Consider the following 25537-nt stretch of genomic DNA (forward strand, 5'->3'; position numbering starts at 1 on the left):
CGCGGGCGGTGCCGCCGCCCGCCCCGGTTCACTTGGCGAACGATTCGTAGATCTCCTTGCACTTCGGGCACACCGGCGAGCCGGGCTTGGCCGCCTTCGTGACCGGGAACGTCTCGCCGCAGAGCGCCACGACGAAGGTGCCCATGACGGCACTCTCGGCGATCTTCTCCTTGCGCACGTAGTGGAACATCTCGGGACCGGTGTCGGCGTCCTTCAGCTCGGGACGCTCGAGGACCTGTGTGCTCACTTCCACACCTCCAACCGCCAAGTCTGGCAGGTCACCCGTCGCCCGGTCCACTTCAGGCCGAACCGGCCGAGGTCGTACGGTGGACCGTCGTGACCGACTTTCACATCCGACACGGCGCCGAGGTCGCCGACGCCCTGCGCGCCGGCCGCCCGGTGGTGGCTCTGGAGAGCACGATCGTCTCGCACGGCCTGCCCCGGCCCGACAACCTGCGGGTGGCCCGCCAGATCGAACAGGCCGTCCGCGACGCCGGGGCGGTGCCCGCCACCATCGGCATGGTCGCCGGCCGGCTCGTGGTCGGCCTCGACGACGCCGAGCTGACCCGGCTCGCCACCGTCGACGGCGTGGTGAAGCTCTCCGTACGCGATCTCGCCGTGGCGGCCGCGACCGGCGCGGACGGTGCCACGACCGTGGCCGCTACCAGCGCGGTGGCCGCGGCGGCCGGTATCCGGGTGTTCGCCACCGGTGGCCTCGGCGGGGTGCACCGCGAGGCCGCGCACACGTTCGACGAGTCCGCCGACCTGACCACCCTGGCCCGGACGCCGATCGCCGTGGTGTGCGCGGGGGTGAAGTCGATCCTCGACGTGGGCGCCACCCTGGAGCGCCTGGAGACCCTCGGGGTGGGCGTGGTCGGCTTCGGCACCCGCCGCTTCCCCGGCTTCTACCTGACCGACGGCGGGTTCGACCTGGACTGGTCGGTGGACTCCCCGGAGCAGGTGGCGGACGTGCTCGCCGCACGCGAACAGCACGGCCTGCACACCGGCGGGTTGATCGTGGCCAACCCGCTGCCCGCCGACGAACAGTTGGACCCGGCGCTGCACGACCGGACCCTCGTCGACGGGTTGGCGCTGCTGGAGCGCGAGGGGGTCACCGGCAAGGCCGTGACGCCCTTCCTGCTGGCGCACTTCCACTCGGCCACTGAGGGCGCCAGCCTCGCGGTCAACGTCCGGATCATCCTGCGCAACGCCGACCTCGCCGCCCGGATCGCGGTCGCGGCGGCCCGCCCGGCATGACGGGGCCTCGGGTCATGGTCGTCGGCGACCTGATCACCGACGTGGTGGCGGTGCTGTCCGGGCCACCGGTCACCGGATCGGACACCTCGGCGGCGATCCGGTTCACCGGCGGTGGGCAGGCGGCGAACACGGCGGCGTGGCTGGGGGCGCTGGGCGTACCCGTGACGCTGGTGGGTGCGGTCGGCGACGACGGGCCGGGCCGGGACCGGGTGGCCGAGCTGGAACGCGGCGGCGTCGACTGCGCCGTCACCCGGGTGCCGGACGCCCCCACCGGGACGGTCATCGTGCTCGCCACGGCGGACGACCGCACGATGGTCACCGAGCGGGGGGCGAACCTGCGGCTGGCCCCGGAAGCCGTGGAGGCGGCGCTGGACGCGGCGCCGGACGCGGCCCACCTGCACCTGTCCGGCTACACCCTCCTCGACGCGGGGTCGCGACCGGCCGGGCTGCGCGCGTTGGCCGCGGCCCGCCAGCGGGGCCTCACGGTCAGCGTCGACGCGGCCTCCGCGGCCCCGCTGCGGCGGGTGGGCGCGCCGGCCTTCCTGACCTGGGTACGCGGCGTCGACCTGCTGCTGGTCAACGCCGAGGAGGCGACCGTGCTGGCCGGTGGCCTGGACCCGGCGGCGCAGGGGCGGGTGCTGTCCGCGTCGGCGCGTCGGGTGGTGGTGAAGCGTGGTGCGGCGGGCGCGGTGTGGGTGGACCGGGACGCCACGATCGCGGTGGCACCGGCCCGCCGGATGGCGGTGGTCGATCCGACCGGGGCCGGTGACGCCTTCGCCGCCGGCCTGCTGTCGGCCTGGCTGACCGGGGCGTCGCCGGAGGCGGCACTGCACCGGGCCGGGGACCTGGGCGCGTCAGCGGTCAGCCAGGTGGGTGCCCGACCACCGCTCTGACCACCGCGGGCCGGCCCGCCGGTCGACGTGCTGTCGAGCTGCCCTCACCGGTGGGGCAGTCCGGACCGTCGTCACGGCGCAGACAGGCGGGCAGTTCGACAGCGCGCCCGCGCGGAGATCGAGCCGAGCGGCGGGTCAGGGCTCGGCGTCGATGATCTTGTGTGGCCGTTCCTCGGCGGTCAGGCTCATCGGCGGCGTCTCGTCCCGCCGCCGCGGCTGGAACCGACCGGCCAGGCGGTGCTGCTCCTTGGGTGGCCGGTCGTTGGCGAGCAGCACGGCGAGCCAGGGGATGAGGATCATGCCCAGGGCGACCAGCGGCAGCCAGAGCCAGAGCAGCGGGGCCTGCACGCCGACCAGGATCGCGCCGACGATCACGCACGCGACCCGGATCCCCATCATCAGCACGTACCGCTTCTGCCGACTGGTGAGCTGGTCGTCCTGACTGCGCGAGGCATCGGTGATCAGGATCGGCTCGTACGCCTGATGCTTCACCGCGGACCTCCTCGAGGGGATTACGCCCCATCCTGTCACCTCCCGTGCGTGATCAGCGAGAATCAACGCATACCGGACCGTGTTACGTACGTGGTACGCTCGCGCCGTGGGCAGCAGGTTCAGCTTCACCGACGAGGCGCTGGCCAACCTGAGGGTCTACGACGTCACGCCGGGGGAAGTCTGGGAGGCGCTGCACAGCAGCCGGCGGGTCATCCGCCACCTGGGCGACGACGTGATGGTCGTCTACGCCTCCGCCCGCCGGGGGCGCCGGCTGGCCGTGCTGCTCGCCGAGGCCGACGGCACCGACAACGACTGGGACATCCTCTCCGCCCGCGAGCTGACCGACGTGGAGGCCAAGCGTTACGACGAGGCCGTGCGGAGAGAGCGCCGATGAGGAGGCGGTCAGCATGAACCGTGACGACGCCATCAAGCGGTTCCACGGCGGCGACGCGCTCGCCGACCTGATCGACGAGAGCCAGCCGGCGGAACTGCCCACCCCGGACACCGACGGCCCGATGGTGAGCCGGTCGGTCCGGCTACCGCTCGAGACGTACGAGCGGGTGCGCGCCGCCGCCGACGCGCGGGGCATCGGGGTGACCACGCTCATGCGGCAGTGGATCGAGGCCGGCCTGGCCGACCTGGACGAGTCGGCGACGGTCTCCCTCGCCGACGTCCGGCGCGCGCTCGCCGCCCTCTCCCGCCCCACCGCCGCCTGACCGACTCCCCCGCCACCCGGCCAGCGGCAGAGCGTGTCGGGATCGACCGCCGTCCGTCCCGGAGCACCGCCACTCACATCAGGCCGGGAGGTTGCCGCCGCCAAGGTCCGGCGCCCCAGCGGGGACGCCGACACCTCCGGGGGTCGGCCCCGGCTGCGCAGCCCGTCGGCGACCGCGACCCCGGCGTCTCGATCAGCCGCTGGGACACCCGGGTCAGCGCGAAGACGAAGACCAGGTCGAAGAAGAGCTCCAGGAAGGTGGCCCGAGGAGAGCTGACGCTCGGACGGAGCAACGCCGCGCCGCCACGATCCCCACCCGCTCTCGCCATCCTCGCTTCAACGAACCGGGCCGGCCTCGCGTTGCGTCAGGCGCCGGCCGCCCCGGCCTTCGCGGCCGCCTTCATCTGCTGCTTGTACTCCCGGACCCGGCGCAGCGACTCCGCGTCTGTGACGTCGGCGACGGAGCGGTACGTGTCCGCCTCCCCGTAGCCGCCGGCGGCCTCGCGCCAGCCCTCCGGCGTGACCCCGAACCGCTTGCCGAGCAGGGCGACGAAGATCTGCGCCTTCTGCTTGCCGAACCCGGGCAGGTCGGCGACCCGGCGCAGCAGCTCCCGGCCGTCGGTGACGCCGGTCCAGAGGCTGGCCGCGTCGCCGTCGTACCGGTCGACCAGGACCCGGCACACCTCCTGGACCCGGGCCGCCATGGCCTTCGGGAAGCGGTGCAGGGCCGGCGGGGTCGCGAAGAGGGTGACCAGCGCCTCGGGGTCGCACCCGGCCAGCTCGGCGGCGTCCGGCTCGTGCCCGAGGCGCTGGGCGAGCACGTACGGCGAGGAGAACGCCTTCTCCATCGAGACTTGTTGATCAAGAACCATGCCGACGAGCAGCGCCAGCGGGCTGCGCCGCAGCAGCGCGTTGGCCTCCGGGTCGATGGGCAGCGCGAGCGTCATGCCCCCCATCCTGCCCGCCGCGTCGACCGTCGGACACCCCGACTCACCGGCCCGTACGGCGGTCCGTGATCCGACCCGTCCTCCAATTCACGGTGAGGTTAGCCTGTGCTAACTTCACCACGGCGGCGCTTGTCCGCGCCCGTCGACTCGTCCTGAAGGGGTCCGCACCGTGTCCGAACTGTTCCGCCGGTCCACCGCGACGCTCGTCGCCGCCGGGCTGCTCTCCGTCGGCCTGGTCGCCTGCGGGTCCGGCGAGGACGACGCCGCCGACCCCGGCAAGCCGAACGACAAGACGATCACCGTCTACAGCGGCCGCAACGAGCAGCTCGTCAAGCCGCTGCTGGACAAGTTCAGCCAGCAGACCGGCATCAAGGTGCAGACCCGGTACGCCACCACCGCCCAGCTCGCGGCACAGCTCGTCGAGGAGGGCGACAAGTCCCCGGCCGACGTGTTCTTCGCGCAGGACGCGGGCGCGCTCGGCACCGTGGCCAAGAAGGGCATGTTCGCCACGCTGCCCGAGACGGCCACCGGCAAGGTCACCGAGACCTACCGGGCGCGGAACGGCCAGTGGGTCGGCGTGAGCGCCCGGTCCCGCGTGCTGGTCTACAACGCCGACCAGGTCACCGCCGACCAGCTGCCGGCGTCCGTGTTCGACCTGACCGACCCGAAGTGGAAGGGCAAGGCGGCGATCGCTCCCACCAACGCGTCCTTCCAGGCGTTCGTCACCGCGATCCGGGTGCAGCACGGTGACCAGAAGGCGAAGGACTTCCTGGCCGGCCTCAAGGCCAACGAGCCGCAGATCCGCGACAACAACGTCAAGATCGTCGAAGAGGTCAACGACGGCAAGATCGCGGTCGGCCTGGTCAACCACTACTACCTCGGCGAGGTGGCCAAGGAGAAGGGCACCACGCCCGAGGCCCTGAAGGCCAAGCTGCACTTCTTCCCGGGCGGCGACACCGGCGCGCTGGTGAACGTGGCCGGCGTCGGGGTGCTCAAGCGCTCCGCCGAGGACGCCGACGCCAAGGCGTTCGTCGACTACCTGCTCGGCCCGGAGGCGCAGAAGTACTTCGCCGAGCAGACCTTCGAGTACCCGGTGGTCACGGGTGTCCAGGGCCCGTCGTACGTGCCGCCGCTGGCCGAGCTGAAGGTCCCCGCCATCGACCTGAACGACCTCGACACGCTTGAGGCCACCGTCGCCATGATCACCGAATCGGGGCTGGTGCCCTGAGCAGTCCGACGACCACCGCAGGGCCGGCCCTCGACGGGCCGGCCCTGTCCCGCGTACGCGGGAAGGTGCGGCGGCAGGCCCCGCGCCCGGCGCTGCTCGCGGCCTCGACCGCGGCGGTGGCCGTGGCCCTGCTCCCCCTGGTCTACCTGGCGGTCCGCACCGCCGAGGCGGGGCTCGACCGGATCGCCGACGAGCTGTGGACCGATCGGGTCGCGCTGCTCGCCCTGCGCAGCGTCGGCCTGGCGGCCGTCGTCACCGCCGCCTGCGTGGTACTCGGCGTCGGCGCCGCCTTCCTGGTGACCCGCACCGACCTGCCCGGCCGGCGGTTCTTCGCCGTACTGGCCGCGCTGCCGCTGGCCGTGCCCACCTACATCGCGGCGTTCGCCTGGGTCTCCGCGGTCGACGGGCTGGAGGGCTTCTGGCCGGCGGCGCTGGTGCTGACGCTCTGCTCCTACCCGTACGTCTTCCTGCCGGTCGCGGCCGCGCTGCGCGGCGCGGACCCGGCGCAGGAGGAGGTGTCCCGGTCGCTGGGCCGCTCCGGCTGGCAGACGTTCACCGCGGTGACCCTGCGGCAGATCCGCCCGGCCACCGCCGCCGGTGCGCTGCTGGTCGCCCTCTACGTGCTCTCCGACTTCGGGGCCGTGTCGATCCTGCGCGCGGACACCTTCACCCGGGCCATCTTCATCGCGTTCGACCTGGGCTTCGACCGCACCGGAGCCCTGGTGCTCTCCAGCGTGCTCGTGGCGCTGACCGTGCTGCTGCTCGCCGCCGAGACGGCCACCCGCCGCCGGGGCGCCCGGTACGCGCGCCTCGGCGGCGCCCGCCGCCCGCCGGTCCGCCTGCGGCTCGGCGCGGCCCGCTGGCCGGCCCTGGCGACGCTGCTCGGCGTGGCCGCGCTCGCCCTCGGCGTGCCGGCGGTCAGCCTGGCGCAGCGCCTGGTCACCGGGGTGTCCCGCCCGGGGGCCCTCGCCGAGGTCGCGGTCGCCGCCGGCAACTCGCTGACCGTCTCCCTCGCGGGCGCGGCGCTGACCATGCTGCTGGCCCTGCCGCTCGGGCTGCTCGTCGCCCGTGCGCCCGGCCTGCTGACCACCGTCCTCGACCGGCTGGCGTACCTCGCCCACGCCCTGCCCGGCGTGGTGATCGGGCTGTCGCTGATCTTCTTCGGCATCACCGTCGCGTACCCCCTCTACCAGACCCGGTGGCTGCTGGCGCTGGCGTACGCGACGCTCTTCCTGCCCCTGGCGGTCGGCGCGGTCGCCGGAGCCGCCGCCCAGTCCCCGCCCGGGCTGGAGGAGGTCGCCCGCTCGCTGGGCCGGGGGCCGCTGACCGTGCTGCGGACGGTCACCCTGCCGCTGACCCTGCCCGGTATCGGGGCGGGCGCGGCGCTGGTCTTCCTGACCGGCATGAAGGAGCTTCCCGCCACCCTGCTGTTGCGCCCGACCGGGACGGACACGCTCGCCACCGAACTGTGGACCGCCACGTCGGTCGGCGCGTACGCCGCCGCGGCCCCGTACGCGGCGCTGCTGGTGGCGATCTCGGCGCTACCCACCTGGCTGCTGGTCGCCCGCAGCGGCCTGCTCGACAAGGAGGACCGGGGATGAGCGATGTCGTGCTGACCGGTGTGGTCAAGCGGTACGGCGCGGTCACCGCGCTGGCCGGGGTGGACCTCACCGTGCCGTCCGGGCTGCTCACCGCCGTGCTGGGGCCGTCCGGCTGCGGCAAGACGACCCTGCTGCGCTGCCTCGCCGGGTTCGAGCGCCTCGACGGCGGTGAGATCCGCATCGACGGCACCCGGGTCGCCGGAGCCGGTCGGCACGTCCCGACGCACCGCCGCCGCATCGCCGTCGTGCCGCAGGAGGGCGCCCTCTTCCCGCACCTCAGCGTCGCCGACAACGTCGCGTACGGGCTGGACCGCGCGGCCCGCCGGGGCGACCGGGTCGAGGAGGTGCTGACCCTGGTGGGCCTCGCCGGGTACGGCGACCGGATGCCGCACCAACTCTCCGGCGGCCAGCAGCAGCGGGTCGCGGTGGCCCGGGCGCTCGCGCCCCGCCCCTCGGTGGTGCTGCTGGACGAGCCGTTCAGCGCCCTCGACGCCGGGCTGCGCGCCGGGCTGCGCCACGACGTGCGGGAGGCGCTGCGCGCCGACGGCGCCACCGGGGTGCTCGTCACCCACGACCAGGGCGAGGCCCTGTCGGTGGCCGACCGGGTGGTGGTGCTGCGCGCCGGCCGGGTGGTGCAGGCCGGGACGCCGACCACCGTCTACCGGGAGCCCGCCGACGAGTGGGTGGCCGGCTTCGTCGGTGACGCGGTGCTGCTGCCGGCGGTCGTCGAGGACGGCGGCGCCCGTACCGCCCTGGGTGTGCTCCCCGTCGCCGGCAAAGCAGCGGCCGGCCGGGTGACCGTCCTGGTGCGGCCCGAGCAGGTCCGCCTCGCCACCGGGCCCGGCCCGATCACCGCCACCGTGCTGCGGCACGACTTCCACGGGCACGACGCGCTGGTCGGCCTTCGGCTCGCCGACGGCACCCGGGTCACCGCCCGGATCCTGGACGGCGGCTCGACGGTCCCGGTCGGCGCCGAGGTGAGCGTGACCGTGGAAGGCACGGCTCGCGCCTTCCCCACCCCGGCCCCGTCCCCCCGCACCCTGACGGCTGCCTGACCGCCCGCCCTCCGCCCCTCCTCCGGTGATCTTGCACTTTGTGCCCGGACGAAAGTGGCGAATGCCGGCGGATCGGGGGCCGAAAGTGCAAGATCGACGGGCGGCTGTGGCGACGACCCGGGGACCCGGCGACCCGGCGGACCGGGATGAGGTCCGCCGGGCCGGGTGCGCGGGGTGTCAGTTGACGACGAAGAGGAGGCGGTTCGGCGAGCCGGAGCCGGCGTTGGTCACCTTGCCGGTGGTGGCGTTGCTGGTCAGGTAGCCGCCGACCTGAGACGGGCTCCACGACGGGTTGGCCGAGAGCACCAGCGCGGCGGCGCCGGCCACGTGCGGCGCCGCCATCGAGGTGCCGCTCAGCGTGGCGGTCGCGGTGTCGCTGGTCCGGTACGCGGACAGGATGCTCGACCCGGGCGCGAAGATGTCCAGGCAGGACCCGTAGTTGGAGAACGACGATCGCGCGTCGCTACTGGTGGTGGACCCGACGGTGAGCGCCGACGCGGTCCGGGCCGGCGAGTAGTTGCAGGCGTTCGCGCTCGAGTTGCCGGCGGCCACCGCGTACGTGATGCCGGAGGCGACGGAGTTGGCCACCGCGTTGTCGAGTGCGCTGCTGGCCCCGCCGCCGAGGCTCATGTTGGCCACCGCCGGCTTCACGGCGTTGGCGGTCACCCAGTTGACCCCGTTGACGACGCCGGTGGTGGTGCCGCTGCCGGAGCAGTTCAGCACCTTCACCGCGACGAGCCGCACCTGCTTGGCGACGCCGTACGTGGAGCCGCCGACCGTACCGGCGACGTGGGTGCCGTGCCCGTTGCAGTCGGTGTTGTTGCTGTCGACCGTGTTGGTGCCCCAACTGGCCCGGCCGCCGAACTGCGTGTGCGTGGTCCGGATGCCGGTGTCGATGATGTACGCCCGCACGTTGGAGGCGGTGTTCGGGTAGGTGAAGCTGCGGCTCAGCGGCAGGTTGCGCTGGTCGATGCGGTCCAGGCCCCACGGCGGGTTGGACTGCGTCGCGACGGCGGCGAGCACCTGGTCCTGCTCGACGTAGGCGACGGCCGGGTCGGCGGCCAGCCGGCGGGCCTGGCCGGCGGTCATCGTCGCGCTGAAGCCGGTCAGCGCCGCGGTGTACACGTCGCCGACGTTGCCGCCGTACCGCTTCACCAGCTTCGCGGCCCGGTCCGGCACGGCCGTACGGGCGGTGGATGAGCCGGCCGCGCCCACCGTGTCCCCCTTCAGGACGACCAGGTAGCTCCCGCTGATCGCGGTCGGGGCGCCCGCGCCCCGGATCTCGCCGGTCGGCGCTGCCTGCGCCGGGGTGGTGACGGCTGCCGCGACGGCCACGGCGGTGGCGGCGACGGCGAGCGCCCGGGTGAGGCGCCGTGGAACGGACCCTGCTGGCATCGTCTGCCTCCCTACTCGGCACGCCTGGCTTGTGGCCCGCGCGGCGCACCATCGACGGTCAGTGCTGGCCATACTAGCCATCACATCGATATACGTCACTCTTACGTTCATCAATTGAAGACGGGTCCGGCGGGTGGCGCGGTCCGGACCCGACGGGCGAGGCAGGATGACGACGTGGACGAACACGACATGCTGCTCTCCCCCGCCGGGGTGGCGGCGCTGCGGACCGCGCTCACCCGGGCGAACTTCACCTCGAACGGCATCGCCGCCCGGCTCGGCCCGCAGGCCACCGGCGGGGTGGCCCGCAACGACTTCCGCGCCGCGCTGCGCGCCACCGAGGACGGCGACCCCCTCGCCACGCTGATCCGGGTCTTCATTTGCGAGCAGACCGAGCCGGAGGCCGCCGTCGCCGCCGCGCTCGCGCCACTGTCGATCGAGGAGGCGCTCGCCGGCGGTCTGGTCGAGCCGCACGGCGACGGGCTACGAATGGGCCTGGACCTGGAGCCGTACGGGGACGACTGGTGGGTGCTCGCCGACGTGCCGGCCAGCGCCCGGCCCGGCCGCCCCCTGCACGCCGAGCACGTGCTCGGCATCGGCGGGGCGACCCAGACGCTGATCGGCGCGACCGTCCGGCGGCCCGTCGAGACGGCACTGGACCTGGGGACCGGCTCCGGCGTCCAGGCCCTGCACCTGTCGACCCACGCGCGGAAGGTCACCGCCACCGACGTCTCCGAGCGCGCGCTGCGCTTCGCCGCCACCACCGCCGCCCTCAACGGCCAGGACTGGGAGCTGCTGCGCGGCGACATGGTCGCCCCCGTCGCCGGCCGCCGGTTCGACCTGGTGGTCAGCAACCCGCCGTTCGTCGTCGGGCCCGGCACCACCACGCACGTCTACCGTGACTCCGGCCGGGTCGGCGACGCGATCGGCGCGGAACTGGCCGCCGCCGCGCCGGGCCTGCTCACCGAGGGCGGCACCATGCAGTACCTGGCCAACTGGGTGCACGTCGCCGGCGAGGACTGGGCCGAGCGGGTCACCGGGTGGTTCGCCGGCACCGGGCTGGACGCCTGGGTGATCCAGCGCGAGGTCGCCGACCCGATGGCGTACGTCAACCTCTGGCTCACCGACGTCGGCGAGGCGGCCGACCCGCGGCGGATGGCCGAGTGGCTGGACTGGTTCGACGCGCACAAGGTCGAGGCGATCGGCTTCGGCATCGTGTCGCTGCGTCGCGCCGGCCACGACGACCCGGTCGTCCGTGTCGAGGAGCTGCGCCAGCGGGTGGAGGCGCCGCTCGGCGACCGCGTCGCGACCTGGTTCGACCGCCAGGACTGGCTCCGGGTACGCGGAACCGACGGGCTGCTCGCCGCGCGCTACCGGGCCGCCGACGGCCTCCAGCTGCGGCAGGAGGCCACCATGGGCGACGAGGGCTGGGCCGTCGACCGGCAGGTGCTCGCCATGCCGCGCGGCCTGCGCTGGACCGAGGAGATCGACCCCCTCGTCCTGGCCCTGGTCGGCGGGGCGGACGGGCGGCTGCCGCTGCGCGACCAGCTGGCCCTGCTCGCCGCCGCGCACGACGTGGCCCCCGGCGAGCTGGCCGAGGCGGCCGGCCCGATCGTGGCCCACCTGGTCGAGCGGGGCTTCATCGAGCCGGTGGACGCCTGATGCGGGCGGTGGTGCAGACGGTCGGCCGCGCCAGCGTGACGGTCGACGGCGAGGTGGTCGGCGCGATCGACGACGGCCTGCTGGTGCTGCTCGGCGTGACCCACACCGACACCCCGCAGACCGCGCAGACCATGGCCCGCAAGGTGCACGAGCTGCGCATCCTGGACGACGAGCGGTCCGCCGCCGACACCGGCGCGCCGATCCTGGTGGTCAGCCAGTTCACCCTCTACGGCGACGCCCGCAAGGGCCGACGACCGAGCTGGACGGCGGCCGCCCCCGCTGAGGTCGCGGAACCCCTGGTGACGGCGGTCGTCGAGGAGCTGCGGGCCCGCGGTGCGAAGGTCGAGACCGGACGGTTCCGCGCGCACATGCTGGTGGAGAGCGTCAACGTCGGCCCGCGGACGATTCTGCTGGACCTGTAACGGCCCCACCGGCTGAACCCCGTTGATCAAGAAGTTCGGGTCTCGCGAGCGGCGAATCTCGACAAAACCTCTTGATCAACGGGGTGTGGCGAAGCCGGACGGGCCGGGTCAGCCGAAGAGGCCCCGGCGCTGGAGGGACTGGCGGAGCCAGGCGTCGAGCTGGGCGGTCCAGTCGGTGCGGTCGGCCGTCGCGTGGTCGACCGTGAAGCGGCCGAACGTGTCCCGACCCTCGGTGAACAGGCCGCCCCGCTTGTCGAGCTCCAGGACGACCTGGATCTGCTGCGGGTCGGTCACGAAGGTGACCTCCAGCTGCTTGATCGCGTTCGCGTACTGCGGCGCCGGGTAGAACTCGATCTCCTGGTAGAAGGGCAGCGTCTGGCGTACGCCGTAGATGTGGCCACGCTCGACGTCGGCGCGGGCGAACCGGAAGCCCAGCCGCAGGAACGCCTCCAGGATCCGCTCCTGCGACGGGAGCGGGTGCACGGCCACCGCGTCCAGGTCGCCCTTGTCGACCGAACGGGCCACCTCCAGCTCGGTACGCAGACCCATGGTCATGCCGTGCAGGTGCTGGCCGTACAGCTCGGTGAGCGGGGTCTCCCAGGGCACGTCGAAGCGGAACGGGACGTCGTACCGCTGCCCGGCCTCCAGCCGGAACGCGCCGGTGATCCGCTGGCGGTGGAACTCCTGGGTGGTCTGGTAGTCGTTGTCACCGCTCTCCACCTCGACCCGGGTGACCAGGCCCAGCGCCACGTACGTGACGTCGACCGGGTGATCGCCACCCGCGACGTGGACGGTCCCCTCCAGTTGGCCGCCGGGGCGGCAGTTCGGGTTCGCCAGGACGGTTTCCACCGACGGGCCGCCCACACCCATCGCCTGCATGAGCCGCTTGAAGACCACGACGCCCTCCATCACCTGTGCCGAAGGTTCGCCGGCGGTCGCCCTACTGGCCCGGTACCGGCAGCCGGCCACACCGGCCGGTCGCTGGCACGGTAACCGCCCCCGGCAAGGGACACCCGTCGGCGACACGCTCGATGGGATTCCTGTCGGGTCCCCGATCGCCTCACTCCGGTTTAACGCCCCGCCCGCCAAGCTGTGTGTCAACCGGCACCACCGCGCGGCACAGACGTGGACACGGGGAGAGATGAAAGATGGCCCTGCAGATGATGGAGCACCGGATGCGCCCGGCCGGCACGATCGAGACCGACCACGGCACCGAGGCCCTGACCGACCTGGACGCCACCGACGAGCGCGGCGTCTCCACGGACCTGGTCCGGGCGTACCTCAACGGCATCGGCAAGACGAAGCTGCTGACCGCCGCCCAGGAGGTCGAGCTGGCCCGCCGCATCGAGGCGGGGCTCTTCGCCGAGGAGAAGCTCGCCACCTGCACGCCGGTGTCCGCCGAGCTGCGGTCCGACCTGGAGCTCGTCGCCGCCGAGGGGCGGGCCGCCAAGGACCACCTGCTGGAGGCGAACCTCCGCCTCGTCGTGAGCATCGCCAAGCGCTACACGGGCCGTGGCATGGCCTTCCTCGACCTGATCCAGGAGGGCAACCTCGGCCTGATCCGCGCCGTCGAGAAGTTCGACTACGCCAAGGGCTACAAGTTCTCCACGTACGCCACCTGGTGGATCCGCCAGGCCATCACCCGCGCCATGGCCGACCAGGCCCGCACCATCCGCATCCCGGTGCACATGGTCGAGCAGGTCAACCGCATGGTGCGGGTCCGCCGCGAGCTGTCCGTCTCGCTGGGTCGGGAGCCCACCGTGGCGGAGGTGGCCCGGGCGCTGGACGTCCCGGAGTTCCAGGTGATCGAGCTGATCTCGTACGACCGGGAGCCGGTGAGCCTGGATCAGGCGGTCGGCGAGGACGGCGAGAGCGCGCTCGGTGACTTCGTCGCGGCGGTGGACCCGGCGGCCGGCCCGGACGACGCCGCCGCCCACGGCGAGCTGCGCCAGGAGGTGAGCATCGTGCTCGCCACCCTGTCCCAGCGCGAGCAGGCGGTGATCCGGCTCCGGTTCGGGCTGGACGACGGCCGGCAGCGCACCCTGGACGAGGTCGGGAAGGAGTTCGGCCTGTCCCGCGAGCGGATCCGGCAGATCGAGAAGGTGACGCTGCTCAAGCTGCGGGCCCCGGAGCGGGCGCAGCGCCTGGAGGCGTACGCCTGCTGACGCGGGTGTCCCCGACGACGGCCCCGGCGGTTCGCCGGGGCCGTCGTCGTGCGAGGTGAACCTGCGCGGCGGCCGACCGCTGGCGGTTCGTGTCGCAGGGGCCGGACGGCGAGCGGATGGGGCAGGGTGGGGTCTATGAACTGGACCCTGGAAGTGGTGGTCGTCCCGGTCTCCGACGTGGACCGGGCCAAGGCGTTCTACGCCGACCAGCTCGGCTTCGCCGTCGACCACGACACCGTCATCGGTGACGATGTCCGCATCGTGCAGCTGACCCCACCCGGCTCCGGCTGCTCCATCGTCATCGGCAAGGGCGCCCTACCGGACATGCCGCCCGGTTCGCTCAAGGGGCTCCAGCTCGTGGTGCCGGACCTGCACAAGGCCCGGGCCCAGCTGGTGGAGCGCGGCGTCGAGGTCAGCGAGATCCAGCTCCTGGGGAAGAACCCGCGCCCGGTGCCGGACCCGCTGGACAACGTGGGCTTCGTCTTCTTCGACGACCCGGACGGCAACTCCTGGGCCGTCCAGCAGATCAGCAGCCGCGCCTGAGCCGGCGCGTTAAGAAGGGGCCCCTCCTCTACGCCAGGCGTTAAGAAGGGGCCCTTCCTTTCACAGGCGGCGGGGGCCGGTGTCGGGGCGGGCGGCCGCCGAGCCGATCCGGACCGTCGCGTGCAGCACCGACAGGCCGTCCGGGCGGGCCAGCACCGGGTTCAGCGTCAGCGCGCGGACCCGGGGCTGCTCGTCGGCGAGCCGTCCGACCCGCAGCAGCAGCTCCGCCAACGCGGTCCGGTCCACCGGGGCCGCGCCGCGGTGACCGCGCAGCAGCGGGGCGGCGCGCGGCTCGTCGACCAGCTCGGCCGCGTCGAGGTCGGTCAGCGGCACCGCCCGCCACGCCCGGTCGCCGAGCAGCTCGGTGGCGACGCCGCCCAGGCCGAAGCCGACCACCGGCCCGAACGCCGGATCCTCCACCAGCTCGACCACGCAGGCCACGCCGGGCGGGACCATCGGCTGGACCAGGACGTCCGCGCCGAACACCGCCGACATCTCGGCGTACGCGCGCCGCACGGCCGCCTCGTCGGCCAGGTCGAGGCGGACCGCGCCGAGGTCCAGGCGGTGCCGCAGCCCCGGAGCGGAGGCCTTCAACGCCACCGGGAACCCCAGCTCGACCGCCGCCTCGGAGGCCTCGTCCTCCGACCCGGCCGGCACCGACTCGACCACCTCGATGCCGTACGCGGCGAGCAGCCCGCCCGGGTCGAGGGACTCGGGACGCAGCGCCGCCTGCGCCCGGTCCCGGTCGACGCCGGGCAGCTCGGGCAACGTCCCCGGTGGGCGGCGCAGCCAGTCGGCGTACGCGGTGACCCGACCCAGAGCGCGGACCGCCTCCTCCACGCTCGGGTACGCGGGCACCCCGGCCGGGGCGCGCCCCACCAGGAACGTCGCCACGGTGGGCTTGCCGGCGGCGAGCGCGGCGGGCAGGGCGGCGATGAAGTTCGCCTCGGTGTCCGGCAGCTGCCCGGGCAGTGGCGGTGCGAACACCGCCACCAGCGCGTCCACCGCGTCGTCGGCCGCAGCGGCGACGAGGGCGGCGGCGAACTCGGCCGCCCCGGCGCGGGGCCCGACGTCGCGCGGGTACCCGTCGGCCAGGGTGAGCCCCTGCGCGGCGCAGGCGGTGGCGGCGAGCCCGGACAGCGCCGACGAGTTGCCGACCACACCCACCCGGTCACCGGCGGGCAGCGGCTGGTTGGCCAGCAGCACACCAACGTCGAGCAGCTCGCTGACGGTGTCCACCCGGATCACCCCGGACTGGGTGAACAGCGCGCTGACCGCCACCTCGTCCGGCCCGGCGCGTTCGCCGACGCCGGGCGGCCGGGCCGGCGACGCCAGCGCGACGATCGGCTTCTCCCGGCCGATCAGTCGCGCCAGCCGGGCGAACTTGCGCGGGTTGCCGAAGGTCTCCAGGTACAACATGATCACGTCGGTGCCGGGGTCGTCCTGCCAGTACTGGAGCAGGTCGTTACCGGAGACGTCGGCCCGGTTGCCGGCCGAGACGAAGCTGGACAGGCCGAGCCCCCGCCGGTCCGCCTCGGCCAGCAGCGCGACGCCGAACGCGCCGGACTGGCTGAAGAGCCCGACCCGGCCGGGCACCGGCAGCCGTGGGGCGAGCGTGGCGTTCAGGCGTACGTCGGGGGCGGTGTTCGCCACCCCCAGGCAGTTCGGGCCGACGACGCGCATGCCCGCGGCGTGGGCCGCGCGGACCAGCCGGCGTTGCGCGGCCGCGCCCTCGCGGCCGGCCTCGGCGAAGCCCGCGCTGATGACGACCAGGCCGTGCGCCCCGGCAGCGGCCGCGTCGGCGACCACCGCCTCCGCCGCCTCCGGCGGCACGGCCACCACCGCCAGGTCGACCGGCAGCCCGGAGTCGGCCGCCGAGGGGTACGCGGGCAGCCCGGCCACCCTCGTCGCGGTCGGATGCACCGGCACGACCGTGCCGGTGAAGCCGTAGTCACGCAGGTGCCCGAGCACCGCCGCGCCGACGCCCTGCCCGGTGGCACTGGCGCCGTAGACGGCGACGCCACGCGGGGCGAGCAGCCGGGCCACGGACCGCGCCTCGGTGCGGTGCTCCCGGCCCCGCTGCACTTCGAGCGTGGCCTCGGTCGGGGCGATCGGGAAGGTCAGGTGGACCACGCCGTCGGCGAACTGACGCTGCACCTGGTACCCGAAGTCGGAGAAGACCCGCAGCATCGCACCGTTGGCGGGCAGCACCTCGGCGACGAAACTCATGATGCCGCTCCGGCGGGCCGCGTCGGCCAGGTGCTCCAGCAGCACCGACCCGATGCCCCGGCCCTGGTAGGCGTCCTCCACCACGAACGCCACCTCGGCCTCCGGGGACTCCGGCCCGAGCCGCTCGTACCGGCCGACCGCGACGATCTGGTCGCCGGCGAGGACGACGAACGCCTCGCGGTCCCGGTGGTCGACGTGCACGAAGCGCTGCAGGTCGCGCTCGGGGATCCGGGGGTACGGCGAGAAGTAGCGCAGGTAGCGGGTGCGCTCGGAGAAGCGCGAGTGCATCGCCACGACGCCCGGTGCGTCGGACGGCTGGATCGGCCGCAACTGGACGGTGGTGCCGTCACTGAGCAGCACGTCCACCGGCTGGTCCACTGTGGTCACGGCAGGCGGCCCTCCACAGGCCCTCTAGTCGCGCGGGTCGTGCGGGTCGAGCCCCAGCAGCGGGAACGCCGTCCGGCGGGCGGCGGCGATGGCGCGGTCCACCGAGTTCGGCTCGCCGGACGGCTGCCACGGCTCGTACGACGGGTCGGCGTCGTCGGTCATCCGCAGCGGGATCTGCCGACCGGGACAGCGGGCCGCGGCCAGTTCCCGCCACGCGGGCGGCGTCAGCGTGGCCGGGTCGAGCGGCTCGCCGGTGGCCACCGCGAGCAGGTGCGTCCACGCCCGGGGCACGGCCTCGACCAGCGCGTACCCGCCGCCGCCGGTGGCGACCCACCGGCCCTCGCACAGCTCGTCGGCCAGCGCCCGCAGGGCGATGTACGTGGCGCGTTGCCCGTCGACGGACAGGTGCAGGTCGGCGAGCGGGTCGAGCTTGTGCGCGTCCGCGCCGCACTGGGTGACCAGGATCTCCGGCTGGAACGCGCGCAGCACCGACGGCACGATCGCGTGGAACGCCCGCTGCCAGCCGGGGTCGTCGATGCCGGGTGGCAGCGGCACGTTGACCGCCGTGCCCTGCGCCTCCGGACCACCGGTCTCGTCGGGGAAACCGGTGCCCGGGAACAGGGCCAGCGGGGTCTCGTGCAGGCTCACCGTAAGCACCCTGGGGTCGTCCCAGAAGGTCTTCTGCACCCCGTCGCCGTGGTGGACGTCCACATCGACGTACGCGACCCGGCGCGCGCCAAGGTCGAGCAGGCGGGCGATGCCGACCGCCGGGTCGTTGTAGACGCAGAAGCCGGAGGCCCGCGCGGGCATGGCGTGGTGCAGCCCGCCGGCCACGTTGACCGCCCGCCGCGCGTCGCCCCGCCAGACCGCCTCGGCCGCGGTCACCGTGGCGCCCGCGATCAGCGCGCTGGCCTCGTGCATCCCCTCGAAGACCGGGTTGTCCGAAGTGCCCAGCCCGAACCCGGCGAAGAGCGGATCGCGCGGGGCGACGCGGACGGCCTCCACGTAGCGGGGATCGTGCACCCGGGTCAGCACGTCGTCATCGGCCGGCTCCGGCTTGACCAGGCGCACCCCCGGCCGCTCCAGCACCCCCAACTCCCGGGCCAGCGCGACGGTCAGCTCCACCCGGACCGGGTCGAGGGGATGGTCACCCATGTCGTAGGCGAGCATCGACTCGTCCCACACCACCACCGTGTCGTCGTCGGACATGCTCCCATCGTCGCACGAGGACCGGCGACGGCCGGCGCACGTGCTGCTCACGCCGCTGGTGTCTCGCCGCTGGTGTCTCGCCGCCGGTCGCCTCAGGCCGCGGGCGCCGCCCCGCGCGGCTCCTCCCCCACCGCCACCGGGCGGGACGGGTCGGCGACCCAGTTGCTCCACGATCCGACGTACAGCGCGGCGTCCGGCCGACCCGCCAGGTGCAGGGCGAGCACCGCCTGCGCCGCGGTGACGCCCGACCCGCAGTACGCGCCGACCGGCCGGTCGCCGACCACCCCGGCGGCGGCGAACCGTTCCCGCAGCACGTCGGCCGCCGGGAACCGCCCCTCGGCGGCGTACTCCGGCGCGGGCAGGTTCACCGCGCCCGGCACGTGCCCGGCGACCGGGTCGATCGGCTCGGTCTCGCCCCGGTAGCGCGCCGCCGCCCGCACGTCGACCAGGACGCCGTCGTCGGCCGCGGCGAGCCGGGCGGCCTCGGTGGCGTCGAGCACGGGCAGGGCGCCCGGGCGCACCTCGATGTCACCGGCCGGCGGGGTGGGCGCCTCGGTGGACGTCGGTAGGCCCGCTGCCACCCAGGCGGGCCAGCCACCGTGCAGCAGACGTACGTTCCGGTGGCCCACCCAGCGCAGCGTCCACCAGGCACGGGCGGCGGACATGCCGTCGCCGCCGTCGTACACGACGACGGGGTGCCCGGAGCGGACGCCGGCGGCCCGCAGCGCGGCCTGGAGCGCGGCGGGGTCGGGCAGCGGGTGCCGCCCGGCGGCCCCCGGCGGGCCGCAGAGGTCGGTGTCCAGGTCGACGAAGACCGCGCCGGGCAGGTGGCCGGCGGTGTAGTCGTCACGGCCGGGCGGGCCGGTCAGGCGCCAGCGGACGTCGAGCAGGGTGGGCGGGTCGGCGCTGTCGAGTTCGACGGCGAGCCGGTCGGCCTCGACCAGCAGATCCTCGGTACCGGACATGGCGTCCAGTCAACACCATCCCGGTATTTGCCAGGCGGCTCGGCGTCGGCCGTTCGGCGTTACGCGCGGTAGCATCGATCACCGGAGGGCTGACGTGAAGCATGATTTGGTCGACACGACCGAGATGTACCTGCGCACCATCCTCGAGCTCGAGGAGGAGGGGGTGCCGCCGCTGCGTGCCCGCATCGCCGAACGGCTGCGGCAGAGCGGCCCCACCGTCAGCCAGACCGTCGCCCGGATGGAGCGCGACGGCCTGCTCACCGTCGAGGGCGACCGGCACCTGGCGCTCACCCCGGCCGGCCGCAACGCGGCGGTGTCCGTGATGCGCAAGCACCGGCTGGCCGAGCTGCTGCTGGTCAACGTGATCGGGATGCCCTACGAGGAGGCCCACGAGGAGGCCTGCCGGTGGGAGCACGTGATGAGCGACGCGGTGGAGAAGCGGGTGTACGACCTGCTGAACCGCCCGACCCGCTCCCCGTACGGCAACCCGATCCCGGGCCTGGAGGAGCTGGGCTCGCCGGGGCCGGCCGAGTCCGAGCCGGTCGAGGGTGAGCGCAACCTGGCGTTCCCCGGCCTGTCCGGCCCGGTCGTGGTCCGGCGGATCTGCGAGAGCGTGCAGACCAACGCGGACGTGCTGCGGCAGCTCCACGCCGCCGGCGTCGACCCGGGCGCGACGGTGACCGTGGCCCAGGAGCGGGACGGGGTGTCGATCGACCGCTCCGGCGACCGGGTCCGCCTCCCACGCGAGGTCGCGTCCCGCGTCTTCGTCGCGGCGAGCTGACGCCGGGCCTGCCGCCCCCCTCGCCACGCCTCGCACTCACGTCGCCGATCTTGCACTTCCTGCCCGGGCATACCCGCTAGAAGCGGGCAAAACGGGGGCCGAAAGTGCAAGATCGGCGTGTTTCTGGATCTTCAGTCGTCGACGTACGGGCAGTGGCGGCAGCCGCGGCCACAGCAGGTGCCGCGGCGGGCGAGGAAGCCGGCGGTGAGGACGAAGAGGCCCGTCGCCGGATCCAGGTAGCCCGCTTCCCCGGCGGCCAGGGCGGCGGTGTGCGACGCCAGGATCCGGTCGCGGTCCGGGTGGTCGAGCGGGAGCCGGGACGGGTGCGGTTCGGTCAGCGGCCGGTTCGCCAGTGGTCGTCGCTCTCCGGTCACCGGGGCAGTGTAAAGACGCCGCTCAGCCGTGACGGGCGAGGGCGGCGGCGATCGCGGCGCGGTCGGCACCTCCTGCGAGCAGCAGCCGGAGCAGTACCTTCGCCTTGTAGGGGTCGAGCAACCCGCCGTTCAGCAGTCCGCGCCGTTGCAGGTCGGTCTCCGAGCCGATCGCACCGTAGGTGTGCCGCAGCACCGACCCGGCCCCGGACCGGGAGGTGAGCACCACCGGGATCCGCTCAGCCAGCACGCCGAGTACCGGAGCCAGCGCACCCGGCACGTGCCCGACACCGAAGCCCGCGACCACCAGCCCCTGGGAGGTGTCGGCGAGGCCGTCGAGCACCCCGCCGTCGTCGTCGAGGGTCACGGTGTGCAGGGCGATCCGGGTAGCGTCCAGCCGGGCGGGGTCGACCGGCGGCAGCGGCTCCCGCCGCTCGGGCCGGGCCAGCACCCGCACCTCCCCTTCGATCACGTGCCCGATCGGACCGACGTTCGGGGAGGCGAAGGTGGCGGTGCTGGTGCTGTGCGTCTTGCGTACCCAGCGGGCGGCGTGGATCTCGTCGTTGAGGGTGACCAGTACCCCGAGGTCGCGGGCGGCGGGCGCGGCCGCCACCCGCGCCGCGGCGAGCAGGTTCGCCGGCCCGTCCGCCCCGGCCAGGGTGGGGTTGCGCATCGCGCCGGTGACGACCAGGGGTGCGGCGTGCGGCCAGACCAGGTCGGCCAGGAACGCGGACTCCTCCAGCGTGTCCGTGCCCTGGGTGACGACCACGCCGGTCGCACCGGCGGCCACCGCCCGGGCCGCGGCGTCGACCACGTCGAGGAGGTGGCGGTACGTGAGATGCGCGCTGGGCACCGCGAGGGCGTCCCGGACGTCCAGCGGCACGGTGAGGTCCGCTAACCCGGGTACGGCCGCAGTGAGGTCCGCGCCGGTCAGCCTGGTGACCACCCCCGGTCCGTCCCGGCCCACACCGCCCATCGCGATGGTGCCGCCGAGGGTGAACAGGGCGATGGACACGCGGACCTCCCGTCAGCCGTCGCCGATGACGGCCCGCAGACCGTACCGCCCGGGATATTGGCCGCTCGCCCCGGCGTGCTGACCCGTCCTGTCGTACCGGTGCGCGATGCTGGGGTCATGCGGAAGATCGTCGTGCAGATGAGCGTGTCGTTGGACGGGTTCTTCGAGGGGCCGGACGGTGACCTGAGTTGGCACCTGGTCGACGACGAGCTGCACCGCCATTTCAACGCCGAGCTGCGCGAGATGAGCGCCTTCCTTGACGGCCGGCGCTCGTACGAGCTGATGGCCGCCTTCTGGCCGACCGCCGACCGGGACCCGGCGAGTACCGAACCGGTGCGGGAGTTCGCCGGCATCTGGCGTGACATGCCGAAGATCGTCTATTCGCGGACGCTGGAGAAGGCCGACTGGGGCACGGAGATCGTCCGGGAGGTCGACCCGGACGAGGTTCGCCGGCTCAAGGCCGAGCCTGGCGGCGACATGGCCCTCGGCGGGGCCGACCTGGCCGCCACCTTCGCCCGGCACGACCTCATCGACGAGTACCGGCTCTACGTCCACCCCGTGCTCCTCGGCGCCGGTCGGCCGCTCTTTCCCGCCGATGGCGTACGGCGTCCGCTGCGGCTGGCCGGCACCCGCACCTTCGGTAACGGCGTCGTCCTCCTTTGCCACGAGCGGTCGCCGAGCTGACCGGCGAAAGGCCGTTGGTTTCCCCCTCGCCCCGGCCTATGGTGTCCGGATGCGTCCGTCGAGCCGGCAGGCAGACGACGCCGTCGCGGTGACGGCGCCGTCCACCGCTGCCTGCCTGCCGACGCCGGCCTCGGCCGCCACCGGCCGACAGGCGCCGCACACCGCGCTCCGGGTGGTGCGTAGCGCCGCGCCGTCCCCGGCCGGCTCGGCGGCCACCACGCTGCCGAGCCCCACCGGGCGTGGCCCTCCGTGGACCGGTAGCACCACATTCAGACCGGCCGCCAAGGGCGAAGCGATACCGCTTCGGCCCTTTTTCTTTTCTCTGGAGGAGTCACCCATGACGACCCACGTCCAACCTGACGAGCGGAACTGGCTCGATAAGCTGCGCACGGCACTGACCCACGACTTCGAGGTGCAGACCGCCAGGTTGACCCAGCTCACCGCGGACACCGGCGACCCGGGTGGGGCGCACACGCAGAGCGCCCTGATCGCCGCCACCCGGCAGAGCCTCGACCAGATCACCGACGCGTTGCGGCGCATCGCCGAGGGCCGGTACGGCATCTGCGAGCGGTGCGCCGCGTCGATCCCGCGCGAGCGCTTGGAGATCCTGCCGCACGCCCGCTTCTGCGTGCCCTGCCAGCAGAAGCACGCCGGCTGACATCGCGGGGAGGGCTGCCGCGCCGTGCCCATGCCCGGCACGGCAGCCCCCGTTCCCAGCGAGCGGATCCGCCGGCATCAACCCGCGCTCGAACTGCTGCCGATCTGGGGCAGCACGGCGCGGGCGTCGTACCCGGCGAACCACAGGCCCATCGCGAACACGGCGAGACCCTCCAGATAGCGGGCACGGTTGAGGCCACCCGCGAGTACCGGCTCGCCGCCGAGATCGGCGACGAGGGAGGCGACCGTCCGCAGCGCGTCGGCATCGTCACCGCACAGCGGCACCCCGAGCGGGCGTCCCTCGTACCTCCGGTCACCGCCCGCCCAGATCTCCGCGGCACACACGTTGAACGCCTTGACGACGTGAGCCCCGGCGGCGACGCCGGCGAGCCGCTCGGCGACTGCGTCCTCGGCCAGCACGAACGCTCCGGGTGCCGCACCCGTGAACGCCGTTGGAGCGACAGCGTTGCTGCAGTCGATCAACGGCCGACCGGCGAGCGCGCCGTCCTCGCCGCCGGCCCGCCGCACCGCGTCCACCACCGCGGTGCCGCTCACCGCCACCAACGTGACCTCGCCGAACTGTGCCGCCTGGTGGAGGTCCCCGTGACGAGTTCCCGACCCGATGCGCTCTGCCGCGTCCGCCGCCCGCTGCGGCGAACGCCCCCCGATGAGCACCTCGTGTCCGGCCTTCGCCCAGCCCGATCCCAGCGCCGTCGCCATCTGGCCGGCGCCGATCACTCCGATCCGCACATCATCTCCCCTGTGTCGTGGTCTTGAAGAAGCACGCTAGACACGGCGATACGCACGCCCAGGTGCGTAACGGAGACGGCAGACTGCAGGCATGACGCTCGCACGGGGTACCGGGCCTTCCGAGCCGTTCCCGCCCTACGGGGAGTTCACCGCTGACTGCCCGGCGCGGTTGGCGGTCGACCTGTTCGCCACCGCGTGGCTGCCGGTCGTCGTCTACACGCTGCGCGACGGCCCCGTTCGACCACGGGACCTGCGCAAGCGCATCGGTGGGATCAGCCACAAGGTCCTGACCGAGACGCTGCGGCGGATGGAGAGCTACGGCCTGGTGCGACACCACCGGTACGCCGAGGCGCCGCCACGGGTGGAGTACGAGCTGACCGCAGCCGGCCATGACCTGCTCGTGCCCATTTACGCCCTCGGCGAGTGGGCGAACGCGCACGCGGACACGGTCCTCAGCGCCATGGACGAAAGCGAACAACACCCGTCAACGGGCTCCCGGGCACTCCGCACGGCCTGACCTGCTAGCGACTGCGGCTCGCCGCGTTCACGCGAGAGGCACATTCAGCTATCGCTCGCGGGCAACGGTTCGCCGGGCGTCGCGCCACGCGATCAGGGCCGTGCGCATCCGCGGCGAGGAGACGGCCTCCCCTCGACGTCTGGCACTCACCTGGTCGATCAACCAGTTGGGCGCGTCGGCCAGTCGGATGGCTTCGCTCTTGGTGAGCAGCGCGCCGTTGCGGAGTGCGTAGCGACCCCGGGCCATCGAGGTGAGACCGAGGTCCGCGAGGACGGGGTTCAGCCACAGCCACGGACGGCGGGCGGCCCAGGCCCAGTAGCCGGTGAGTTCAGCTCTGGCGGCCGCCCGTATGTCGTCGTCGCTCATCGGCGGAAAGACGTCGCGTGGGGAGCGGCCGAAGATCGCGTACCCGTGCCGTACCAGCTCCGCTCGCGTGATCCCGGACAGGATGCGGTGGACGAGTTGCCCGTGGGTCCAGGTCGGATGCCGCAGCCGCGCGTCGGGAATCGTCGCGACGTCCACGTAGACGCAACCCAGATGGAGGCCGGAGCCGGCTCCTTCGTCGAGGCGACGATGCACGGTGGCGAGTTCGGCCTGCCGGACCGCGTCGACCGGGCCGTCCACCAGCGCGACCAGGTCGAGATCGCTGATGCCGGGAAGGTAGTCGCCGGTCGCCAACGACCCGGCGACCAGAAGATCAGTGACCCAGCCGAGCGCCGCGACCTCACCGCCGAACTCCCGAACGACGGCTGGTGAGGTCGCCATGCCGGAAGTCTACGAACCGCCCTCCACACGCCGCTTCCTTGCGGCCGGGCACCTTTCACCCGCTGCCGTCACTCGACTGGCGCGGCTTCCGCCGTCGGGAGATCTCGTCGAGGTGCTGCTGCTTGTGCTGCCGGACCATTTCGTCCCAGACCGCCTGGTCGTAGTCGGGGTCCGGCGGGATCCACTTGTGCGACCCGTCGCTGTAGTGAAACCGCTCGTCACCGGGCCGGATCAGGCTCACCGGATCCAACCCAGGAAGCGCCGATGCAGCAGCCCTGCCGGCACCCAGGTGAGGTCCTCGGCCGCAGACACCAGGTAGGACCCCATGTAGAGCGCCAGCGAGACCGGCGCACCCTCGAACTCCGCGCGCAACTCCTTGCGCCTGGTCGCGCAGGGCCACGGTCCGTTGCAGCCACCGCAGGTCCACACCGGAAGGACGGGCCCGTGGGTGGTCACGAGCGGCCGCCCAGGAAGCGCCAGGTGGTAACGCGGGCATCCCAGCGACACGCCCATTCCGCCTGATAGCAGGGGTACGGAGACAGCCGCGCCCACCACCGCCGGCACCCGACACACAGCCCGTCGACACCGGGCAGGTGTACCGCCAGGATCTGGCTGACCTGGTGCTCGGTCACGAAGCCTCCTCCCCCGGCCAGTGGCCGCGACGGATCGGGATGCGGTGCCGGGCGTGACAGGGCAGCTCCGCGCCACACCGGCAGATGCGTCGCCAGCGCCCCCACGACCACACCGGACGGTGCCGTCGGGCCAGCGTCAGCGCCACGGCGAGCAGGTAGTCGTCGTACGACACCGAGCGCCTCACACCACCACCGCCTGTTTG

At 73.6% G+C, this 25537-nt stretch carries 31 protein-coding genes and 2 pseudogenes; 16 read left to right on the forward strand and 17 right to left on the reverse strand.

Annotated elements, in window-relative coordinates; translation table 11 throughout:
- Nucleotides 1-28: 28 nt before the first annotated feature.
- A complete protein-coding gene (locus ACTMS0_RS12875; protein ID WP_441155373.1) occupies nt 29-253 on the reverse strand; it encodes a DUF3039 domain-containing protein in 225 nt (74 codons plus the stop codon).
- A gap of 83 nt (nt 254-336) precedes the next feature.
- Between ACTMS0_RS12875 and ACTMS0_RS12880 the strand changes: the two genes are divergently transcribed.
- The gene (locus ACTMS0_RS12880; protein WP_441155374.1) at nt 337-1257 is read left to right on the forward strand and encodes a pseudouridine-5'-phosphate glycosidase; all 921 of its coding nucleotides are present in this window, start codon (nt 337-339) and stop codon (nt 1255-1257) included.
- Entirely contained in the window at nt 1254-2150 is an 897-nt protein-coding gene (locus ACTMS0_RS12885) for a carbohydrate kinase family protein (RefSeq protein WP_441155375.1), read from the forward strand. Before ACTMS0_RS12880 ends, ACTMS0_RS12885 begins: the two co-directional genes overlap by 4 nt.
- A gap of 135 nt (nt 2151-2285) precedes the next feature.
- Here the strand turns inward: ACTMS0_RS12885 and ACTMS0_RS12890 are convergent, their stop codons facing one another.
- Nucleotides 2286-2642, reverse strand: a complete 357-nt coding sequence (locus ACTMS0_RS12890) for a DUF3099 domain-containing protein (protein WP_441155376.1) — start codon at nt 2640-2642, stop codon at nt 2286-2288.
- Between the two features lie 106 nt (nt 2643-2748).
- On the opposite strand from ACTMS0_RS12890, the gene ACTMS0_RS12895 reads away from it, so the two are divergent.
- Both ACTMS0_RS12895 and ACTMS0_RS12900 read left to right on the forward strand, forming a co-directional pair.
- A complete protein-coding gene (locus ACTMS0_RS12895; protein WP_441155377.1) occupies nt 2749-3036 on the forward strand; it encodes a hypothetical protein in 288 nt (95 codons plus the stop codon).
- 13 nt (nt 3037-3049) lie between these two features.
- Entirely contained in the window at nt 3050-3358 is a 309-nt protein-coding gene (locus ACTMS0_RS12900; protein ID WP_441155378.1) for a hypothetical protein, read from the forward strand.
- A 187-nt stretch (nt 3359-3545) separates the two neighbouring features.
- Here ACTMS0_RS12900 and ACTMS0_RS12905 read toward each other — a convergent pair.
- Together ACTMS0_RS12905 and ACTMS0_RS12910 are read right to left on the reverse strand one after the other, a co-directional pair.
- Nucleotides 3546-3686: pseudogene (locus ACTMS0_RS12905) on the reverse strand (low temperature requirement protein A); the annotation flags it as partial.
- Nucleotides 3687-3722: 36 nt separating this feature from the next.
- Nucleotides 3723-4304 (reverse strand): HhH-GPD-type base excision DNA repair protein, encoded by a 582-nt coding sequence (locus tag ACTMS0_RS12910; RefSeq protein WP_441155379.1) that lies wholly within the window; start codon nt 4302-4304, stop codon nt 3723-3725.
- A 169-nt stretch (nt 4305-4473) separates the two neighbouring features.
- Between ACTMS0_RS12910 and ACTMS0_RS12915 the strand changes: the two genes are divergently transcribed.
- From ACTMS0_RS12915 to ACTMS0_RS12925, 3 genes are all read left to right on the forward strand, one after another.
- Nucleotides 4474-5532, forward strand: coding sequence for an iron ABC transporter substrate-binding protein (locus tag ACTMS0_RS12915; protein ID WP_441155380.1), 1059 nt, complete (start codon nt 4474-4476; stop codon nt 5530-5532).
- Between the two features lie 65 nt (nt 5533-5597).
- Nucleotides 5598-7133 (forward strand): ABC transporter permease, encoded by a 1536-nt coding sequence (locus ACTMS0_RS12920; protein WP_441155381.1) that lies wholly within the window; start codon nt 5598-5600, stop codon nt 7131-7133.
- A complete protein-coding gene (locus tag ACTMS0_RS12925) occupies nt 7130-8188 on the forward strand; it encodes an ABC transporter ATP-binding protein (protein ID WP_441155382.1) in 1059 nt (352 codons plus the stop codon). The genes ACTMS0_RS12920 and ACTMS0_RS12925 overlap by 4 nt, the downstream gene beginning before the upstream one ends.
- 177 nt (nt 8189-8365) lie before the next feature.
- Here ACTMS0_RS12925 and ACTMS0_RS12930 read toward each other — a convergent pair whose 3' ends face one another.
- Nucleotides 8366-9583, reverse strand: a complete 1218-nt coding sequence (locus ACTMS0_RS12930) for a S8 family peptidase (protein ID WP_441155383.1) — start codon at nt 9581-9583, stop codon at nt 8366-8368.
- A 174-nt stretch (nt 9584-9757) separates the two neighbouring features.
- Between ACTMS0_RS12930 and ACTMS0_RS12935 the strand changes: the two genes are divergently transcribed.
- Nucleotides 9758-11242 carry a DUF7782 domain-containing protein gene (locus ACTMS0_RS12935; RefSeq protein ID WP_441155384.1) on the forward strand — a complete coding sequence of 495 codons (1485 nt, stop codon included), beginning with the start codon at nt 9758-9760 and terminating at the stop codon, nt 11240-11242.
- A complete protein-coding gene (gene dtd / locus ACTMS0_RS12940; RefSeq protein WP_441155385.1) occupies nt 11242-11664 on the forward strand; it encodes a D-aminoacyl-tRNA deacylase in 423 nt (140 codons plus the stop codon). The genes ACTMS0_RS12935 and dtd overlap by 1 nt, the downstream gene beginning before the upstream one ends.
- A 108-nt stretch (nt 11665-11772) precedes the next feature.
- Here dtd and ACTMS0_RS12945 read toward each other — a convergent pair whose 3' ends face one another.
- Nucleotides 11773-12561: a sporulation protein gene (locus ACTMS0_RS12945; protein WP_441155386.1), complete on the reverse strand. Its 789-nt coding sequence runs from the start codon at nt 12559-12561 to the stop codon at nt 11773-11775.
- Nucleotides 12562-12812: 251 nt separating this feature from the next.
- On the opposite strand from ACTMS0_RS12945, the gene sigB reads away from it, so the two are divergent.
- The 3 genes and pseudogenes from sigB (at nt 12813) to ACTMS0_RS12960 (ending at nt 14372) form a co-directional block, all read left to right on the forward strand.
- The gene (gene sigB / locus ACTMS0_RS12950; RefSeq protein ID WP_441155387.1) at nt 12813-13829 is read left to right on the forward strand and encodes an RNA polymerase sigma factor SigB; all 1017 of its coding nucleotides are present in this window, start codon (nt 12813-12815) and stop codon (nt 13827-13829) included.
- 49 nt (nt 13830-13878) lie between these two features.
- Nucleotides 13879-13966: pseudogene (locus ACTMS0_RS12955) on the forward strand (ATPase); the annotation flags it as partial.
- The gene (locus tag ACTMS0_RS12960) at nt 13965-14372 is read left to right on the forward strand and encodes a VOC family protein (protein WP_441155388.1); all 408 of its coding nucleotides are present in this window, start codon (nt 13965-13967) and stop codon (nt 14370-14372) included. The pseudogene ACTMS0_RS12955 and the gene ACTMS0_RS12960, both read left to right, overlap by 2 nt.
- 60 nt (nt 14373-14432) lie before the next feature.
- Here the strand turns inward: ACTMS0_RS12960 and ACTMS0_RS12965 are convergent, their stop codons facing one another.
- From ACTMS0_RS12965 to ACTMS0_RS12975, 3 genes are all read right to left on the reverse strand, one after another.
- Complete coding sequence (locus ACTMS0_RS12965; protein ID WP_441155389.1) at nt 14433-16988, reverse strand: bifunctional acetate--CoA ligase family protein/GNAT family N-acetyltransferase; 2556 nt, start codon at nt 16986-16988, stop codon at nt 14433-14435.
- Nucleotides 16989-17012: 24 nt separating this feature from the next.
- A complete protein-coding gene (locus tag ACTMS0_RS12970; RefSeq protein ID WP_441155390.1) occupies nt 17013-18197 on the reverse strand; it encodes an acetoin utilization protein AcuC in 1185 nt (394 codons plus the stop codon).
- A 92-nt stretch (nt 18198-18289) separates the two neighbouring features.
- Nucleotides 18290-19162, reverse strand: a complete 873-nt coding sequence (locus ACTMS0_RS12975) for a sulfurtransferase (RefSeq protein ID WP_441155391.1) — start codon at nt 19160-19162, stop codon at nt 18290-18292.
- A 94-nt stretch (nt 19163-19256) separates the two neighbouring features.
- On the opposite strand from ACTMS0_RS12975, the gene ACTMS0_RS12980 reads away from it, so the two are divergent.
- Nucleotides 19257-19943: a metal-dependent transcriptional regulator gene (locus ACTMS0_RS12980; protein ID WP_441155392.1), complete on the forward strand. Its 687-nt coding sequence runs from the start codon at nt 19257-19259 to the stop codon at nt 19941-19943.
- 131 nt (nt 19944-20074) lie between these two features.
- Here the strand turns inward: ACTMS0_RS12980 and ACTMS0_RS12985 are convergent, their stop codons facing one another.
- A complete protein-coding gene (locus tag ACTMS0_RS12985) occupies nt 20075-20317 on the reverse strand; it encodes a DUF5522 domain-containing protein (protein WP_441155393.1) in 243 nt (80 codons plus the stop codon).
- 22 nt (nt 20318-20339) lie between these two features.
- A complete protein-coding gene (locus tag ACTMS0_RS12990; protein WP_441155394.1) occupies nt 20340-21329 on the reverse strand; it encodes an asparaginase in 990 nt (329 codons plus the stop codon).
- Between the two features lie 117 nt (nt 21330-21446).
- On the opposite strand from ACTMS0_RS12990, the gene ACTMS0_RS12995 reads away from it, so the two are divergent.
- On the forward strand, nt 21447-22013 hold the full coding sequence (locus ACTMS0_RS12995; protein ID WP_441155395.1) for a dihydrofolate reductase family protein: 567 nt from the start codon (nt 21447-21449) through the stop codon (nt 22011-22013).
- Between the two features lie 337 nt (nt 22014-22350).
- Nucleotides 22351-22671 carry a TraR/DksA family transcriptional regulator gene (locus ACTMS0_RS13000; protein ID WP_441155396.1) on the forward strand — a complete coding sequence of 107 codons (321 nt, stop codon included), beginning with the start codon at nt 22351-22353 and terminating at the stop codon, nt 22669-22671.
- A gap of 77 nt (nt 22672-22748) precedes the next feature.
- Here ACTMS0_RS13000 and ACTMS0_RS13005 read toward each other — a convergent pair whose 3' ends face one another.
- Nucleotides 22749-23420, reverse strand: a complete 672-nt coding sequence (locus tag ACTMS0_RS13005; protein ID WP_441155397.1) for an NADPH-dependent F420 reductase — start codon at nt 23418-23420, stop codon at nt 22749-22751.
- A gap of 91 nt (nt 23421-23511) precedes the next feature.
- Between ACTMS0_RS13005 and ACTMS0_RS13010 the strand changes: the two genes are divergently transcribed.
- On the forward strand, nt 23512-23937 hold the full coding sequence (locus ACTMS0_RS13010; protein WP_441155398.1) for a winged helix-turn-helix transcriptional regulator: 426 nt from the start codon (nt 23512-23514) through the stop codon (nt 23935-23937).
- 48 nt (nt 23938-23985) lie between these two features.
- Here ACTMS0_RS13010 and ACTMS0_RS13015 read toward each other — a convergent pair whose 3' ends face one another.
- Genes ACTMS0_RS13015 through ACTMS0_RS13035 form a run of 5 tightly spaced genes read right to left on the reverse strand, consistent with a single transcriptional unit; the run spans nt 23986 to nt 25519 of the window.
- A complete protein-coding gene (locus tag ACTMS0_RS13015) occupies nt 23986-24702 on the reverse strand; it encodes a nucleotidyltransferase domain-containing protein (protein ID WP_441155399.1) in 717 nt (238 codons plus the stop codon).
- 55 nt (nt 24703-24757) lie between these two features.
- The gene (locus tag ACTMS0_RS13020) at nt 24758-24943 is read right to left on the reverse strand and encodes a hypothetical protein (RefSeq protein ID WP_441155400.1); all 186 of its coding nucleotides are present in this window, start codon (nt 24941-24943) and stop codon (nt 24758-24760) included.
- Entirely contained in the window at nt 24940-25158 is a 219-nt protein-coding gene (locus ACTMS0_RS13025) for a hypothetical protein (protein ID WP_441155401.1), read from the reverse strand. The genes ACTMS0_RS13020 and ACTMS0_RS13025 overlap by 4 nt, the downstream gene beginning before the upstream one ends.
- Complete coding sequence (locus tag ACTMS0_RS13030; protein WP_441155402.1) at nt 25155-25334, reverse strand: hypothetical protein; 180 nt, start codon at nt 25332-25334, stop codon at nt 25155-25157. The genes ACTMS0_RS13025 and ACTMS0_RS13030 overlap by 4 nt, the downstream gene beginning before the upstream one ends.
- Complete coding sequence (locus tag ACTMS0_RS13035) at nt 25331-25519, reverse strand: hypothetical protein (protein WP_441155403.1); 189 nt, start codon at nt 25517-25519, stop codon at nt 25331-25333. Before ACTMS0_RS13035 ends, ACTMS0_RS13030 begins: the two co-directional genes overlap by 4 nt.
- Nucleotides 25520-25537 lie beyond the last annotated feature (18 nt).

Source organism: Micromonospora sp. H33, assembly GCF_052068455.1.
GTDB lineage: Bacteria > Actinomycetota > Actinomycetes > Mycobacteriales > Micromonosporaceae > Micromonospora.

Coding starts and splice junctions, on each gene's coding strand:
- ACTMS0_RS12925 (WP_441155382.1), top strand. CDS start 7,130: ATGAGCGATGTCGTGCTGACCGGTGTGGTCAAGCGGTACGGCGCGGTC.
- ACTMS0_RS13010 (WP_441155398.1), top strand. CDS start 23,512: ATGACGCTCGCACGGGGTACCGGGCCTTCCGAGCCGTTCCCGCCCTAC.
- ACTMS0_RS12885 (WP_441155375.1), top strand. CDS start 1,254: ATGACGGGGCCTCGGGTCATGGTCGTCGGCGACCTGATCACCGACGTG.
- ACTMS0_RS12995 (WP_441155395.1), top strand. CDS start 21,447: ATGCGGAAGATCGTCGTGCAGATGAGCGTGTCGTTGGACGGGTTCTTC.
- ACTMS0_RS12910 (WP_441155379.1), bottom strand. CDS start 4,304: ATGACGCTCGCGCTGCCCATCGACCCGGAGGCCAACGCGCTGCTGCGG.
- sigB (WP_441155387.1), top strand. CDS start 12,813: ATGGCCCTGCAGATGATGGAGCACCGGATGCGCCCGGCCGGCACGATC.
- ACTMS0_RS12900 (WP_441155378.1), top strand. CDS start 3,050: ATGAACCGTGACGACGCCATCAAGCGGTTCCACGGCGGCGACGCGCTC.
- ACTMS0_RS13015 (WP_441155399.1), bottom strand. CDS start 24,702: ATGGCGACCTCACCAGCCGTCGTTCGGGAGTTCGGCGGTGAGGTCGCG.
- ACTMS0_RS12960 (WP_441155388.1), top strand. CDS start 13,965: ATGAACTGGACCCTGGAAGTGGTGGTCGTCCCGGTCTCCGACGTGGAC.
- ACTMS0_RS12930 (WP_441155383.1), bottom strand. CDS start 9,583: ATGCCAGCAGGGTCCGTTCCACGGCGCCTCACCCGGGCGCTCGCCGTC.
- dtd (WP_441155385.1), top strand. CDS start 11,242: ATGCGGGCGGTGGTGCAGACGGTCGGCCGCGCCAGCGTGACGGTCGAC.
- ACTMS0_RS12970 (WP_441155390.1), bottom strand. CDS start 18,197: ATGTCCGACGACGACACGGTGGTGGTGTGGGACGAGTCGATGCTCGCC.
- ACTMS0_RS12975 (WP_441155391.1), bottom strand. CDS start 19,162: ATGTCCGGTACCGAGGATCTGCTGGTCGAGGCCGACCGGCTCGCCGTC.
- ACTMS0_RS13000 (WP_441155396.1), top strand. CDS start 22,351: ATGACGACCCACGTCCAACCTGACGAGCGGAACTGGCTCGATAAGCTG.